This is a genomic window from Aeribacillus pallidus, assembly GCF_050478865.1.
In the GTDB taxonomy this organism is placed as follows: domain Bacteria; phylum Bacillota; class Bacilli; order Bacillales; family JACDOC01; genus JACDOC01.
This window is the reverse complement of sequence record NZ_JBCNBW010000034.1, coordinates 125,703-140,587: the sequence shown is the minus strand read 5'-3', so window position 1 is coordinate 140,587 and position 14,885 is coordinate 125,703. Positions and strand designations below refer to the sequence as shown.

The 14,885-nt window shown below is 40.4% G+C and carries 13 protein-coding genes and 1 other annotated feature; of the genes, 5 read left to right on the top strand and 8 right to left on the bottom strand.

Annotated features, from left to right (window positions below; translation table 11 throughout):
* Window positions 1-3: 3 nt before the first annotated feature.
* Entirely contained in the window at window positions 4-966 is a 963-nt protein-coding gene (locus ABES52_RS08210) for an MBL fold metallo-hydrolase (protein WP_429650658.1), read from the bottom strand.
* Between the two features lie 210 nt (window positions 967-1,176).
* Window positions 1,177-1,393: a binding site (T-box leader), on the top strand.
* A 55-nt stretch (window positions 1,394-1,448) separates the two neighbouring features.
* Here ABES52_RS08210 and proC point away from each other — a divergent pair.
* Together proC and namA are read left to right on the top strand one after the other, a co-directional pair.
* On the top strand, window positions 1,449-2,270 hold the full coding sequence (gene proC, locus ABES52_RS08205; protein WP_429650657.1) for a pyrroline-5-carboxylate reductase: 822 nt from the start codon (window positions 1,449-1,451) through the stop codon (window positions 2,268-2,270).
* Between the two features lie 98 nt (window positions 2,271-2,368).
* A complete protein-coding gene (gene namA / locus ABES52_RS08200) occupies window positions 2,369-3,388 on the top strand; it encodes an NADPH dehydrogenase NamA (protein WP_429650656.1) in 1,020 nt (339 codons plus the stop codon).
* Between the two features lie 47 nt (window positions 3,389-3,435).
* Here namA and ABES52_RS08195 read toward each other — a convergent pair whose 3' ends face one another.
* Genes ABES52_RS08195 through ABES52_RS08180 form a run of 4 tightly spaced genes read right to left on the bottom strand, consistent with a single transcriptional unit; the run spans window position 3,436 to window position 7,936 of the window.
* The gene (locus tag ABES52_RS08195) at window positions 3,436-3,984 is read right to left on the bottom strand and encodes a histidine phosphatase family protein (protein WP_429650655.1); all 549 of its coding nucleotides are present in this window, start codon (window positions 3,982-3,984) and stop codon (window positions 3,436-3,438) included.
* A 27-nt stretch (window positions 3,985-4,011) separates the two neighbouring features.
* The gene (gene rnz, locus ABES52_RS08190) at window positions 4,012-4,926 is read right to left on the bottom strand and encodes a ribonuclease Z (RefSeq protein ID WP_429650654.1); all 915 of its coding nucleotides are present in this window, start codon (window positions 4,924-4,926) and stop codon (window positions 4,012-4,014) included.
* Between the two features lie 47 nt (window positions 4,927-4,973).
* Window positions 4,974-7,286 carry an ABC transporter permease gene (locus ABES52_RS08185; protein ID WP_429650653.1) on the bottom strand — a complete coding sequence of 771 codons (2,313 nt, stop codon included), beginning with the start codon at window positions 7,284-7,286 and terminating at the stop codon, window positions 4,974-4,976.
* Window positions 7,235-7,936, bottom strand: coding sequence for an ABC transporter ATP-binding protein (locus tag ABES52_RS08180; RefSeq protein WP_429650652.1), 702 nt, complete (start codon window positions 7,934-7,936; stop codon window positions 7,235-7,237). Before ABES52_RS08180 ends, ABES52_RS08185 begins: the two co-directional genes overlap by 52 nt.
* A 275-nt stretch (window positions 7,937-8,211) precedes the next feature.
* Between ABES52_RS08180 and zwf the strand changes: the two genes are divergently transcribed.
* Entirely contained in the window at window positions 8,212-9,705 is a 1,494-nt protein-coding gene (gene zwf / locus ABES52_RS08175) for a glucose-6-phosphate dehydrogenase (RefSeq protein WP_429650737.1), read from the top strand.
* 13 nt (window positions 9,706-9,718) lie between these two features.
* Complete coding sequence (locus ABES52_RS08170) at window positions 9,719-10,339, top strand: cyclase family protein (protein WP_429650651.1); 621 nt, start codon at window positions 9,719-9,721, stop codon at window positions 10,337-10,339.
* A 330-nt stretch (window positions 10,340-10,669) separates the two neighbouring features.
* Here the strand turns inward: ABES52_RS08170 and ABES52_RS08165 are convergent, their stop codons facing one another.
* The 3 genes from ABES52_RS08165 to ABES52_RS08155 form a co-directional block, all read right to left on the bottom strand.
* Window positions 10,670-10,972, bottom strand: coding sequence for a tRNA-binding protein (locus ABES52_RS08165; RefSeq protein WP_429650650.1), 303 nt, complete (start codon window positions 10,970-10,972; stop codon window positions 10,670-10,672).
* A 186-nt stretch (window positions 10,973-11,158) separates the two neighbouring features.
* Window positions 11,159-12,571 carry an NADP-dependent phosphogluconate dehydrogenase gene (gene gndA, locus ABES52_RS08160; protein WP_429650649.1) on the bottom strand — a complete coding sequence of 471 codons (1,413 nt, stop codon included), beginning with the start codon at window positions 12,569-12,571 and terminating at the stop codon, window positions 11,159-11,161.
* 369 nt (window positions 12,572-12,940) lie between these two features.
* Window positions 12,941-13,501: a YkoP family protein gene (locus ABES52_RS08155; protein WP_429650736.1), complete on the bottom strand. Its 561-nt coding sequence runs from the start codon at window positions 13,499-13,501 to the stop codon at window positions 12,941-12,943.
* Between the two features lie 165 nt (window positions 13,502-13,666).
* On the opposite strand from ABES52_RS08155, the gene ABES52_RS08150 reads away from it, so the two are divergent.
* The gene (locus ABES52_RS08150; RefSeq protein ID WP_429650648.1) at window positions 13,667-14,773 is read left to right on the top strand and encodes an MGDG synthase family glycosyltransferase; all 1,107 of its coding nucleotides are present in this window, start codon (window positions 13,667-13,669) and stop codon (window positions 14,771-14,773) included.
* The last annotated feature ends 112 nt before the right edge of the window (window positions 14,774-14,885 follow it).

Sequence of the window (14,885 nt, the reverse complement as noted above, 5' to 3'; positions counted from 1 at the left end):
CCTTTACCGTACAACCTCATATACGAATACTCCATCATCGTTTCGGTGTGCTTGAATCTCTCCGTTATGTACTAAATAGTCTAATTGCCCTACTGTTTCCGATATGGTTAAGGTCAGCTGTTTTTCATAAACGGCCGGGAACAGTTGTTGACACACGTCAAAAGCAGTCATTGGTCGTTCTAACAGGAGTTTTTTTACTTGCATCGCACGCTCATGCTGACGTTCGAGCCGTCGTTTGATAAGCGCATGTACTTGGGTGAAGTTCGGTCCATGTCCTGAATAGACGACATCGATTGGATACTGTAACAGCTTTTGCAACGATTCGTTGTACTGGAGTTGCGGTTTCGGACGAGGTAGCCCTGATACCTCAGGAGGCTCTAATAACGGATTAGACGAAATGGTGGCTAATACATGATCCCCTCCGATCAACCATCGTTTTTCCTCATGAAAAAGTCCGATTTGGCTCTGGGCGTGTCCTGGCGTCTCTAACACCGTCCAACCAGGTAAAAATGGCACTGATTCGCCTTCTTTGACGATCGACGTTAACGGGCGTTGACACGAATAGTCCAAGGTCCGTTTCATTTTTTCAAAATGCGACAACCACTTGTTCGGAATGCCACACTCAACAAATAATTGGAGATAAAATTGAGCGTATTCTTCCATAAACGCATCCGTCCGATATAGCCAGCGACGATTATACGAATGTCCGATGATTTCCAAGTCCTCATGAAACCAATCTAACAAACCGACATGGTCAGGATGATGATGGGTAACGACGACTTGCTCAATATCATCCGGTGTATACCCGAACATTGCTAATTGAGTCGTTAACGCTTCCCACGCTTCTTTCGTTTTCGGTCCGACATCGACCAGTGTCAATTTCTCCCCCTTCAGTAAAAAAACGTTCACATCTCCTACCGGAAAGGGGGTCGGCAGCGAGATTTTCAAAATTGCCTTTTCCTGCATTGTTCTCCCACCTAAGAATATTATTTTTATATAAAATTAACATCGTGAATTCACACCATATTAAAATTAGTGTACTTCACTTTCGGCCCACTGTCATTATTTTCACATAATACAAACAAAAAAACTTTACAAAATCAGATTTTTTCCTCTTGACAACTCCCTTGTCCATTCGGCATAATCACAATTAAACTTTTAAACTTTGATACGGAAAAACGAGCGATGAGTAAGACCAGTAAATGGAAGATGGCGCAAGAGAGTGAAACCCAGCGGCTGGAAGGTTTCATCGTCCTCTGTTCCATTGAACCTATCTTACGAGCTGTTAGGAAAACCTAAACGCGGAAAACCAGCGTTATCGGTTTCGAGTGCACAAAAGCTGTTCTTTTGTGAACTAAGGTGGTACCACGGAAGTTCCCCTTTCGTCCTTAAAGGATGAAAGGGTTTTTTATTTCGTAAAAACTACAGGAAAAAAGGGGTGTGAACATATGAAACGAATCGCTTTTATCGGCGCTGGCTCGATGGCGGAAGCGATGATTGCCGGTATGGTAAAAACAGGACTAGTAGAAAGTAAGAACATCATTGTCACCAATAAACACGATGAACAAAAATTACAGCGACTGGCGCACACATACGGTGTTCGCATCACATATAATCGGGAGGAACTTTTTAAAGATACAGACATCATCGTGTTAGCCATGAAACCGAAAGACATTAAATCCGCTATAAGCGACATTCGTGATTATCTGAAAAAACATCACTTGCTCGTCTCCGTCTTGGCTGGAGTATCGTTACAAACGCTTGAAGAAGGCGTGGGCAAGCAAATCCCAATTGTACGCGCGATGCCAAATACCTCAGCGACGATTCAAAAGTCCGCGACCGCTATTTCGTTTAACCGTTGGGTGAGTGAAAAACAAAAACAAATCGCCCATGAATTATTTGCCGCGATTGGCCTTGTAACCGAAGTGGCCGAAGAACAACTCGATGCTGTAACCGGCTTATCCGGCAGTGGCCCAGCCTACATTTATTACATTGTTGAGGCGATGGAAGAGTCGGCTGAACAAATTGGCTTAGAAAAAGACAAAGCCAAACAACTTATTGTCCAAACGTTAATTGGCGCAGCTGAAATGTTATCGATGAGTGAAAAACAACCATCTGAACTTCGAGAAGCGGTAACGAGTCCAGGTGGAACGACAGAAGCCGGCATCCGCATGCTAGACCAACGTAAAGTAAAAGAAGCATTAATTGATTGTATTCAAGCTGCGACGAAACAATCAAAAACACTCGGTGAACGTCTTCGGGTCCTATAAATCACGAGCAACTCCTCCAAAAAGCATATTATTACCACTGAAACGGAACGATTGCTATACTGAATATGTATGTAATTTCCAATCAATGGAACGGAGGGATGAACATGACATTATTATTTTCACCATACACGCTTCGAGACGTGACGTTAAAGAATCAAATTGTCATGTCGCCAATGTGTATGTACTCAGCCACAGAAGGCGGAAAAGCGACGAATTGGCATCGCGTGCATTATGTATCACGAGCCATTGGGCAAGTAGGCTTAATTATGTTTGAAGCAACAGCTGTTACCCCAGAAGGTCGCATATCACCACAAGATTTAGGTATTTGGAGTGACGAACATATCGAAGGTCTCTCCTCAATCGTTAAAGAAATCCAAATGTACGGGGCCAAAACGGCGATCCAATTAGCCCATGCTGGACGTAAAGGTCGTGCTTCGAATACCATTTACGCCCCGTCGCCAATCCCGTTTACAGATAATGAGAAAGTACCAACAGAAATGACAAAAGAAGATATTCAAGAAACCATTAACGCCTTTCAACAAGGGGCACTCCGGGCAAAACAAGCGGGATTCGATATCATTGAACTTCACGGTGCTCACGGCTATTTAATCAACGAATTTCTTTCTCCATTAACGAACGAGCGTCAAGATGAATACGGTGGGTCACCGGAAAATCGATTCCGCTTTTTAAAAGAAGCGATTCTTGCTGTTCAAGAAGTTTGGGAAGGTCCTCTGTTTGTTCGGGTGTCTGCACACGACTATCAAGATGGGGGGCTTATGCCAAACGATTACGTCGTGTTTGCTAAGTGGATGAAAAAACTTGGGGTGGATGTAGTTGATGTCAGCTCCGGTGGTGTCGTCCCAACATCGATTCATGCATATCCGAACTACCAAGTTCCGTTTGCTGAACAAATTAAGAAAGAAGCCGGTATCGCTACAGGGGCAGTGGGAATGATTACGACCGGCCGCCAAGCGGAAGAGATTTTACAAAACGAACAAGCCGACCTCATCTTTATTGGAAGAGAATTGCTGCGAGACCCATACTGGCCGCTACGTGCTGCCAATGATCTCGGCATTCAACTAGAAGCACCAAATCCATATAAAAGAGGATGGAAATGAACCTCACCCACCTACAAGTTGAGGTGGGAGACTTCTCGGTTAACATGTTAAATTCGGTCATCCCAAATGCGGCGAAGCGTATGACCCTCATCATGAACAGTAATTTCATACACATCCGGATTCGTTAACCGCATGAGGGTATCGTAACCATGCTGTTGATCAAAATAATGTAACAATAGTGTCGTTAAATTCCCATGACTTACTAAAACGATATGTTCATCATCCGAAGCAAGCACTTCTTGTATCATTGATTCGGCCCTGGCTAACGCCATCCGATTCGACTCCCCTTCTGGAAAAGCGAGATCGAAGTCATTAAACGTGTCCTGTAATTTTTCTCTCCAATTTTCTATATCCGGCTTCCCTAATTTTCGCTCAGCCAACCGGTCATCTTCATGAATCGGCAATCCCCGCACCTCGGCTAACGGACGAATCGTTGCTTTCGTTCGGACATATGGACTTGAATAAATTTTATCAATCGGACGATCGTGAAAAAATTCGACAAGTGCTTTTGCTTGTTGTTGACCTAACGTTGTTAATGGTGCTTCAAACGGTTGTCCTTCTGCTTTCGCATGTCTTACAAGATAGATCGTTTTCATGATGTTCCTCCCACTTTGTCTTCTTTCTTATACTGAAAATTCGCTAAAATCCTCGGCAATGGCCGTATTCGGAAAAATGGCCATCGCCTCACTTGCTAATTTCGCCCAGTCCTCTTTTCCGTAACGTGAACTGATATGGGTTAACACGAGCCGGGACACTCGAGCTTCTTTGGCAAGTGACGCTGCTTGAGTTGTCGTGGAATGAAAGTATTCAAACGCCATTTCCTCACCGTCTTTTGCAAACGTTGCTTCGTGAACAAGCAAATCAGCGTTTTCGGCGAGTATGCGGGCGTTCTCACAAGGCCTTGTATCCCCTAATATAGTAACAACTTTCCCTTTTTGCTTCGGGCCTAAGTAATCTTTTCCACAAATCACCCGTCCATCGTCTAATTGCACCGTTTCCCCATTTTTTAACCGTTTATAAATCGGTCCTGGAGGAATTCCTTCCGCTTGCAACTTATCGGCTTGAAGTTCACCGGGGCGATCTTTTTCTACAATCCGAAATCCGTAGGATAAAATCGCATGATCTAGCCGGCGGGCTTCCACAACAAATTGTTCGTCTTCATAAATCGTTCCTTCGTCAATCTCTACAATGTGAAGTGGATATTTCAGATGCGTTTCACTTACTGCCAAGCTCGTCTCAATGAACGCTTGAATCCCTTTAGGTCCATAAACGGTTAACGGATCAGTTCCCCCTTGAAACGAGCGGCTTCCTAACAATCCCGGAAGGCCAAAAATATGGTCGCCATGAAGATGGGTAATAAAAATTTTTTCGATTCGACGCGGTTTAATCGTCGTGTGTAGGATTTGATGTTGAGTCGCTTCCCCGCAATCAAAGAGCCAAATTGCGCCCCGTTCTTCAAGGAGCTTCAAGGCTATAGAAGACACGTTGCGCAATTTCGCCGGGACACCTGCTCCCGTACCAAGAAAAAACACTTTCAAGAAAAACCCTCCTGCTTATACGTACTGTCAACATCATACCATAAACCTTACCGTTCTTGTCCCTTTAATACTTCTTGTAAGGAAACTTTTTTCAGCTTCCGTCGACTTAAAGTTAACGATGCATAATAGGAAACGAAAATAACCAGCAACCCAACGAGCACGAAGAAGTAATCCACTCCAACTGGTAACGCATAATTCGTTTCATCGGCGATGGAACGAATTAACGTATCGACGCTATATAGGGAAATAGGTACACCGATGAAGTAACTGATGACGACAACAGGTGTGTAAATATTGAGAATCAGTGACGCAATCGACTGATGACGATAACCGATTATTTTCATGAGGGAAATGGTTGTCGTATTTTCTTCAATAATTAAATTTGTAATTAACGAGACGATAATTCCACCAATAATAAAGGCAAGCAGTGACATAATAAGCAACGAATAGCGCATCGGCTCCATTAAAGATGTAAAGGATTGAATAATATCTTCTTTCGACTCAATCATATAAACGCCTTTGGAGTCTGGTAACGGCTGTTTCGTCCATAACCCTACATATGAACCTTCGGGATATTGTAACCACTCATTGACCATTTGACGATCATAGTAAATAAATGTACCGGCATAAATTTCCGCTATTCCTTGAATTGTAATCGTTAACGACTGCTGACTCGATTCACTCCATACGTTTAATTCGTCCCCTTCGTGAAGATTAAGGGCATACGCAAGCGTTTTCGTGATAATGGCTCCCTCTTTTAAATCCGGAAGCAAATCTTCTCCTTCTTTATTTTTTAAACGAAGTAGTTCCGTTGATGAATCAATACCATACACTTGAACGGTGCGTTCATCGTTGAGGTTATTCCCATTGATCGCACGAATTTTTCCTTCCCCAAACGAGAACTCATCACCTTGTGGCTCTTCCGCTTGTTGAAGTTTTTGAAAATAGTAGGCATAATCGTAAGTTAAACTTTCTTTATATGTTTTGTTTAGTAACGTATCCATCGAATTCATCGAAATAATGCCGAACATTAATAACATCGTTGAAAAAATGATTCCAAAACTTAATAACAGCGCACGTCCGATATTTCGCGTGAGCATCCGTAATCGAAAGCGTGTCGAAAATTTTTTCAATCGGAACGGAAAAGTAAAACGTCGATAGCCTTTCACATGAAACATAGGTGGCCTTAACAAATCAATTGGCGATTTTTGAAGCTGTTTAGCCACGATACCAGCACTTGTCAAGCACAGAAAAGCAACTGGTAATAGAAAGGCGATACCGAGTGCTTCTCCATATACATAAAAATTTCCAAGCAACGGAATATTAAAAAATTGTCTATACACTTCCGTAATCGGAACGGAAAGCAACCAACCGCTAACGATGCCGAGTATACTTCCAATCAAACTGACGATGAGTGGATATAACAGAAACGAACGGATGAGTTCTCCCTTCCGATAGCCGATGGAAAGAAGGGTTCCTAATTGACTCCGTTGTAGCTCCAAGCGCCGTTTTAATAGAATCATAACCATGAAAACGACGATTGTGCCGATAAAAAGCGGGAAGACAGTCGTTGTTGTTTTTACTCCTTCGATTTCTGTTTCAATATAAGAAATCCGCGGGTTTTCGTCACTATTGACCCATAAAATGATGGGAGTATAAGAAGATAGCGTATCTTTGAACTCGTCTAGTGGTTCGTTCTGACTCCAATAGCCTGAGTAAAAGGTCACCTCTTCACCCGGCAGTCGTTCAAATCCTTGATCGTTTACAAGGGCAATACCAAATGACGCCGGATCTTGAAACAAGTCATTTAAGTTTTTTAACATATAGACATAATCCGGTAAATAGATCGTCCCGGATATCGTCCATTCCTGATTACCCAATGTAAGCGTATCCCCAACATTTAGCTCATTCATCGTAGCATACGATTGGGCAAGTGCGATTTCATTTTCTTCTGTTGGTAACTCTCCTTCTTCCACATACGGCACATTCACGTTCTCAGAAATCGTAAAAATACGAAGGGACTTTCCTTTATCGATGGAAAGATCTTTTTGTTTTCGTTCTTCCAATACGACATCATATTGTTGTTCCAACTGATCCATTTGCTCATCTGACAGTGGAATGCCGGTAATCACATGAAAATCTTCTTGCACATAATCGTTCATAAACTGCTCATTGCTTTGCTCTAACGTATGAATGGCTGTGTATAACATCACATAAAGCAACACCGCTAATGAAAGAAGAACAATCGCCCCACTATATTGAAATTTACTTTTTTTCATCTCGCGAAGAACGCTTTTGGACAGCTTTTTCATATCCAGTCCACCTTCTCCGCCGAAATTGGATGTACGTTTTCGATACATTCCACCAATTCCCCACTTTTCATTTTGACGACCCAATTGGCCATCGCACTAATTCCAGGGTTATGGGTAATGATTAAAATCGTGGTGCCATATTGCTTGTGAACATCTTGTAATAAACGTAAAATCTTTTTCCCGGTTTCTTCATCTAATGCACCGGTTGGTTCATCACACAGTAACAACCGTGGATTTTTCACAAGCGCTCGTGCAATCGCGACCCGTTGTTGTTCCCCTCCACTTAATTGTTGCGGGAACTTATCTTTTTTATCATACATACCGACACCTTTTAACACTTCATCAATCGAAAGCGGTGCTTTGCTAATTTCCGCTCCTACTTCCACATTTTCGTATACCGTTAATGTCGGAATAAGATTGTATGATTGAAAAATAAAGCCAACATGTTTCCGACGATATTCCGTTAATTGTTGATCGGTTAATTCGTGAACTGGTTCATGAAAAACGTGAACTTCTCCTTCTGTTGGCCGGTCAATTCCACCAATGACGTTTAACAACGTCGACTTTCCAGACCCTGAAGGTCCTAAAATAACCGAAATCGTTCCTTCTGGTATGTGAACAGATACATTTTTTAACGCCTGAACAGCTACATCCCCACTTTTGTATACTTTTTGGACGTTTTTTAATGAAATGCCCATTTTCCATTCCCCCTTACCCTTCCATCTTACACTATGAAAAAGAGAACTACAATATTTTATGAAATATATTAATAAATTTATTTCATAATTTTCATTTTATAATATTATTATTTTTCAAATTATTCCCATCCACTCTAATTAATGACGTTAGACGTTCATTCTATTTGCGCTTTCCATCATTAACCGATAAAATGAAATACGTTATATATCTTCATTTGTTACCTAGCCAAGTTTGACTTCTAAAGATAAATAAAGCGAGGTTTCTTAACGTGAAAATGGAAAAGCCAACATCACTCATCATCATCTTTGGAGCAACTGGTGACTTAGCGAAACGTAAATTATTCCCATCCCTTTTCCACTTATATCGGAAAGGAAAAATCGGGAACAAATTTGCGGTCATTGGCGTTGCCAGACGTCCATGGTCTCAGGAACAGTTTCAACAACATGTTCAAGATTCTGTTCTTACCTCATTAGGTCAGGCAGAAGATATTGAGTCATTTGTTCAACATTTTTATTACCAATCCATTGACGTGACCGATTCGAGCTCATACGTTCAACTTAATGAGCTAGCCAATAAGTTAGACGTCCAATACGATTTAAACGGAAACCGTATTTTCTACTTGGCGATGGCACCTGAATTTTTCGGTACGATTACCGAGCATTTAAAAGCGGATGGGTTAACTGCTACGAATGGCTTTAAACGTCTCGTTATTGAAAAGCCGTTCGGTCATGACTTAGAGTCCGCTAAACAATTAAATAATCAAATACGAGAAGTATTCTCCGAGGACGAAATTTATCGAATTGACCATTATTTAGGAAAAGAAATGGTACAAAACATCGAAGTGATTCGCTTCGCCAACGCTCTGTTTGAACCTCTTTGGAACAACCGGTTTATCTCGAACATTCAAATTACCTCTTCCGAAGTGTTAGGTGTCGAAGAACGAGGACGTTATTATGACAAAAGCGGGGCGCTTCGCGATATGGTACAAAACCATATGTTACAAATGGTCGCCCTACTCGCAATGGAACCACCCATTCGCTTAACAACAGACGAAATTCGAAGCGAAAAAGTGAAAGTTCTCCGCGCGCTTCGCCCAATTAAAGGGGAGGACGTTCATCGATACTTTGTGCGTGGCCAATACGGACCAGGTGCGATTCGGAATGAAATGGTTCCAGGGTATCGCCAGGAAGCAAACGTCGACCCAGAATCCAATACGGAAACATTTGTTGCTGGAAAACTCATGATCGATAACTTCCGTTGGGCAGGTGTTCCATTCTACATACGAACAGGTAAACGGATGTCCGCGAAATCAACGAAGATTGTCATTCAATTTAAAGATATTCCGATGAACTTGTACTATAAAATGGACCAGCCGTTGTCGCCAAACTTACTGGTGATTCACATTCAACCAGAAGAAGGTATTACCCTTCATTTAAATGCGAAAAAAGCGGGTCAAAACATGGAAACAACGCCAGTTAAACTTGATTTTGCAAACAACAGTATTGACGGAATGAACACCCCAGAAGCGTATGAAAAACTTCTCTATGACTGTATGCGCGGAGATGCCACGAACTTCACGCATTGGGATGAAGTGGCCCTGTCATGGAGCTTTGTAGACGAAATTTCTAAAGTTTGGGAATCTACACGCGAAGAGAAATTCCCGAATTATGCAGCTGGCACCATGGGACCAAAAGCAGCCGACGAATTATTAGCCAAAGATGGCTTTCATTGGTGGCCGGTGTCTGATTTTGAAGTTCAGTCCAAATAAGGAGGAGATACGCGTGAAGATTTACGACGTAACGGCTCCTATTTTTGAAGGTATGCCTGTTTACAAAAATAAAGAAGAAAAGCAGCCAAAAATTACAACGGTGACGAATGCGCACGTCACTGAATCTCGTATTAGCCTAGATGTGCATACAGGAACGCATGTCGATGCACCATTGCATATGATGAACGATGGCGAAACGATCGAAACGATCGGTATCGAAAAACTCGTTCGACCGTGTAAAGTATTCGACCTCACCCATGTAGAAGAGAAGATTACAAAAAAAGACATTGAATCCCTTCCAATTGAAAATGGTGATTTCGTCCTTTTTAAAACGAAGAATTCATTTGACGAACAATTTAATTTTGAGTTTATTTATGTGGCTGAAGATGCAGCAGCCTATTTAGCGGAAAAAGAAATCGCTGGCGTAGGCATTGATGCACTAGGAATTGAACGTGCCCAACCGGGGCATCCGACCCATCAAACGTTAATGAAAAACGGCGTGATTATTATTGAAGGCTTACGGTTAAAAGACGTTGAAGCAAACACGTACTTTATGGTCGCTGCTCCGCTAAAACTCGTCGGAACAGATGCGGCACCTGCTCGTATTTTACTGTTAGACGAACTCAATGGGTAATGCAAAAGCGCTTGGATAGTCCAAGCGCTTTTGCTGTCATTTACTCTCTTTTTGAAACCACCCGTGAAACGATGACTCCATCCCCAATCCGGAGAAGAAGAGATTCGAGACGTGTATCGTTGGCGGCTTTTTCATTGTAGCACGAATGGCTAATGTGGCTTTTTCTTTTATTCATGAAGCGTAAACAAATGATCCAAACATTTTATGAAAAAACTAATAATACTTACTAGAAGTCATTAGGTCGGTAGCAAAAGAAGTAGAGAATCTTTTTAACTATCGCCTGATTGTTTTTAAATTCGTATGGATGCTAGGCAATTGGTGTCCCATTTTTCACCTTCTCGTCGGGTTTAACAGCACGACATCCCCTTCTTCAGGGACACCTCCCAGAACCAACACTTCGGATTTAAATCCAGCAATTCGACGCGGGGGAAAGTTTACAACAGCTATGACTTGACGTCCAATCAGTTGTTTTTTCGTATCTTCGAGTAATTTGTGCCGATGAACGTTTATTCCCAACTCTCCAAAATCAATCACTAATTTGATGGCCGGTTTTCGTGCTTCAGGAAATGGTTCCGCATTTATAACCGTCCCGACTCGAATATCTATTTTCAAAAAATCCTCAATCGTAGCCAACTATATAACCTCCGATATTCAAAACAGCGTTATGGTGTGAGTTTGAAGACTTGTTTTGTTCAATATTATGTTACCATAACATACATTTGAACAATTTTCAAAAAATTCGAACCGTACCTTTTCTCTTTATAAACAGAAAAAATCCCCTGACCGTCAAAAAGACCATCAGGGGATTTTTTAAACTTCTTACTTGGATATCCATTCGGTATGGAAAATACCTTCTTTATCTACTCGTTCATACGTATGCGCACCGAAGTAATCGCGTTGTGCTTGAATGAGGTTCGCGGGTAATGTTTCCATGCGATAGCTGTCATAGTAGGATAGAGCAGCTGAAAAACATGGAACTGGAATACCGAATTGCACCGCCACGGAAATGATTTCACGTAACGCAGATTGATAAGACTCAACGATTTCTTTGAAGTATGGATCGAGTAATAAGTTTGGAAGCTGTGGATCACGATCGTAAGCATCTTTAATTTTTTGTAAGAATTGCGCACGAATGATACAACCACCACGGAAAATCATCGCAATATCTCCGTATTTTAGATCCCAGCCGTACTCATCAGAAGCTGCTTTCATTTGGGCAAAACCTTGGGCATATGAACAAATTTTACTCATGTAAAGGGCTTTACGAACCGATTCAATAAATGCTTCACGGTCACCAGTAAACGGTTTTGTTTCTGGTCCTTTTAATAGTTTGGATGCATGAACGCGCTCGTCTTTTAACGCAGAAATGAAACGAGCGAAAACGGATTCCGTAATAATTGGAAGTGGAACGCCTAAATCAAGAGCGCTTTGGCTTGTCCATTTTCCTGTTCCTTTTTGTCCCGCTTTATCTAAAATGACATCAACAAGTGGTTTTCCGGTTTCTTCATCTATTTTCGTGAAAATATCCGCTGTAATTTCAATTAAGTAGCTATCTAGCTCTCCTTTATTCCATTCCGCAAACACTTGATGAAGCTCTTGGGCGCTTAAACCGAGTACATGTTTTAGTAAAAAGTAAGATTCCGCGATTAGCTGCATGTCTCCGTACTCAATACCGTTATGAACCATTTTTACATAATGTCCTGCTCCGTCAGGACCGATGTATGTTGTGCACGGCTCACCATCAACTTTTGCGGCAATTGCTTCAAAAATCGGACGAACAAGCTCATGTGCTTCCTTTTGGCCACCTGGCATGATAGATGGCCCTTTTAATGCTCCTTCTTCACCGCCGGAAACGCCTGTGCCGATAAAATGAATACCTAACTCCGCTAACTCTTTGTTGCGGCGTTGCGTGTCTTTGAAATACGTATTTCCACCGTCAATTAAAATGTCACCTTTCTCTAAGTACGGCTTTAATTGTTCAATCGTTGCATCCGTCGCCGCTCCAGCTTTTACCATCAATAAGATTTTACGCGGTTTTTCAAGCGAGTTAACAAATTCTTCAATGCTGTATGTACCCACAACATTTTTTCCTGCTGCTTCTTTTAAAAACTCATCTGTCTTTTCGAGCGAACGGTTGTATACCGCTACGGAGTAACCTCTGCTTTCAATATTTAATGCAAGGTTTTTCCCCATGACGGCTAAACCGATTACACCGATTTGTTGTTTTGCCATTGTGAAACGTTCCTTTCTGTCCTTTTATATTTTCTTTATCATGAAAGAACATACCATGCCCATTTTACAATATCAAGTATTATGCTGGATTTTACGTAAGTTGAAAGCGCGTTCATTTTTTTCTTACTTGCTGAAAAAACGTTACCTTCTAGCAATAATGCTACAAGGAGTACTGGAACTAGGAACGATTTTTATTCCGCACCAAAAACATTGTAGAAAAATTCCCTATCAATAAATCATCGTTCTTTTGTTTTTTACGTTCCCTTTATTTTTTAAAATTATGATGTTTTTCTAAGATTTTTTGATTTCATTATGATCCTTCTTTATCTACAGTTTAGGATTGTTAAAAGGGGAAGAGATAAGCTGGAATTACTGGTCGGATTGGCAGCCGTATAATTTGATCAATTTATCTTTTGACATAAATAAATATTTTGGTGGTCTCCTAAAACTGTCTAAACGGGATATAGAAATAAGATACATAGGAACAATTGTCATTTGTTTGTACCATTTATAAAAAGGATTAATGATGGAAAACGTTTCAAATCCTAATCGCTCACTACCTTTATTTAAAACCGTGATTCCGATAATCCCCTTAATATTGGCAAATTGTTCATGACGTTGTAAATATATTGCAAGGTTCGGCAACCCTCTTTTTACCTGTTCATAGATAAGTCTCCCCTTTTTAATTTCACTATTCAAACGAGTGAGTTCGTTAACTAAACGAATGTTATGCAAATGAATTTTTATAAGGAGATCATTTTGGGTGATATGTGTACCATCAGAGAGCATGATGTCTCTTCCTTTATACTTCGTCAGCCGAACCCGAAAAATATCTCGATTTTTTGATTTGTCCTGAACGTATTCAAGCCGTGAACAAAAATAATAAATCGGATCTAATACACTCCAAATGGCAAGAAAACATTGTTTCATCTTTACCATTACAACACCCTTCTCCTTTTCTTCCTTTCATTATATTAAAGTGTTTAGCACTCAAGGTCGTTTTATTAATAGAAAAAAAAGGATTGGGCTTATCGAATAACTATCCAAAAATGACAAACACTTTTTAATAACTATATCTATTTTAGGTGAGTATTTATGAAAAGGGTTCTTTTTCTTCCATTACTACAATTTCCATCCGGTCATCATCAAACGGCAGATGCCTTAAAAGAGGGATTACTTCTACTTGATCCTCATATACAATGCGAAAAAATTGAATTATTATCATCAAGATTCGGAAAGATGGAATCTTTTATTTCACAATTTTATCTACAATGGATTGATCTATTTCCAAAAACTTATAGCATAATGTACCGTCAATCGCTGTTTAGCGAATTGAGTAAAACGAAAACGTTTCCACATTATGAGGTTCTATTTCTTAATCATTTAAAAAAGTTGATTTCTGAAACAAACCCGAATGTAATTATATGTACTCATGCGCTACCTTCCTATTTACTAAGCAGATTGAAAGCAGTCGGTGAATTAAAGATACCAGTCATTAATGTATATACAGACTACTTTATTCATCAGCTTTGGGGGACTGAGGAAATTGACTATCATTTTGTTAGCCATCCGTATATGAAGGAATTTTTACAGAAAAAAGGGGTTCATAAAAGCCGCATTTTTGTAACTGGAATTCCCATTCACCCGAAAATAACGAAAAACACAAATAATCATCGATACACAAAAAAAACGTACTGTGGCTTAATCTCCGGGGGAAGCTTAGGGGTCGGGGCTTTAGCAAAACTACTCGAAAAAATCCCTACAGATGACCAAATAAATTATTACGTACTATGTGGTAAAAATAGATGTATATATGAACAATTGATCCATATGAATCATCCAAAAATTACACCTTTTCCTTACATCTCTTCTCGTGAAGAGATGAATAAATTATATAATCAAGTTGATTTCATTATTACAAAACCAGGCGGAGTAACCGTTAGTGAATGCTTATTTAAAAAGCTCCCGATTTTTGTTTACCATGCTCTACCCGGTCAGGAAGAAATTAATCTTCAGCAATTAAAAGAATTAGGAATTGTTTTTGATTTTCAAGAGTGGTATCAGATGGAGAACATTTCAGAACAGCTAATCCACATCCTACATTCAGAGCATTTATCCAATTATTTTTCAAAACTTGATGAGTATCACAGAAACTTATCTCCAGTTGAACCAGCAAAATTTATTTATCATTTAGTCAAGTAAGACAAAAAAACAATAAACATTTGTTTAGCACTTCATGTTCCAATGTACGTTATGTAATATGAGGACCCGTGCAATTTTAGCAATAATGAATAGGTTCATTTGTCTTGACTTG

Coding starts and splice junctions, on each gene's coding strand:
- zwf (WP_429650737.1), top strand. CDS start 8,212: ATGGAAAAGCCAACATCACTCATCATCATCTTTGGAGCAACTGGTGAC.
- ABES52_RS08210 (WP_429650658.1), bottom strand. CDS start 966: ATGCAGGAAAAGGCAATTTTGAAAATCTCGCTGCCGACCCCCTTTCCG.
- ABES52_RS08150 (WP_429650648.1), top strand. CDS start 13,667: ATGAAAAGGGTTCTTTTTCTTCCATTACTACAATTTCCATCCGGTCAT.
- ABES52_RS08155 (WP_429650736.1), bottom strand. CDS start 13,501: ATGAAACAATGTTTTCTTGCCATTTGGAGTGTATTAGATCCGATTTAT.
- ABES52_RS08195 (WP_429650655.1), bottom strand. CDS start 3,984: ATGAAAACGATCTATCTTGTAAGACATGCGAAAGCAGAAGGACAACCG.
- ABES52_RS08185 (WP_429650653.1), bottom strand. CDS start 7,286: ATGTATCGAAAACGTACATCCAATTTCGGCGGAGAAGGTGGACTGGAT.
- gndA (WP_429650649.1), bottom strand. CDS start 12,571: ATGGCAAAACAACAAATCGGTGTAATCGGTTTAGCCGTCATGGGGAAA.
- namA (WP_429650656.1), top strand. CDS start 2,369: ATGAACATGACATTATTATTTTCACCATACACGCTTCGAGACGTGACG.
- ABES52_RS08180 (WP_429650652.1), bottom strand. CDS start 7,936: ATGGGCATTTCATTAAAAAACGTCCAAAAAGTATACAAAAGTGGGGAT.
- proC (WP_429650657.1), top strand. CDS start 1,449: ATGAAACGAATCGCTTTTATCGGCGCTGGCTCGATGGCGGAAGCGATG.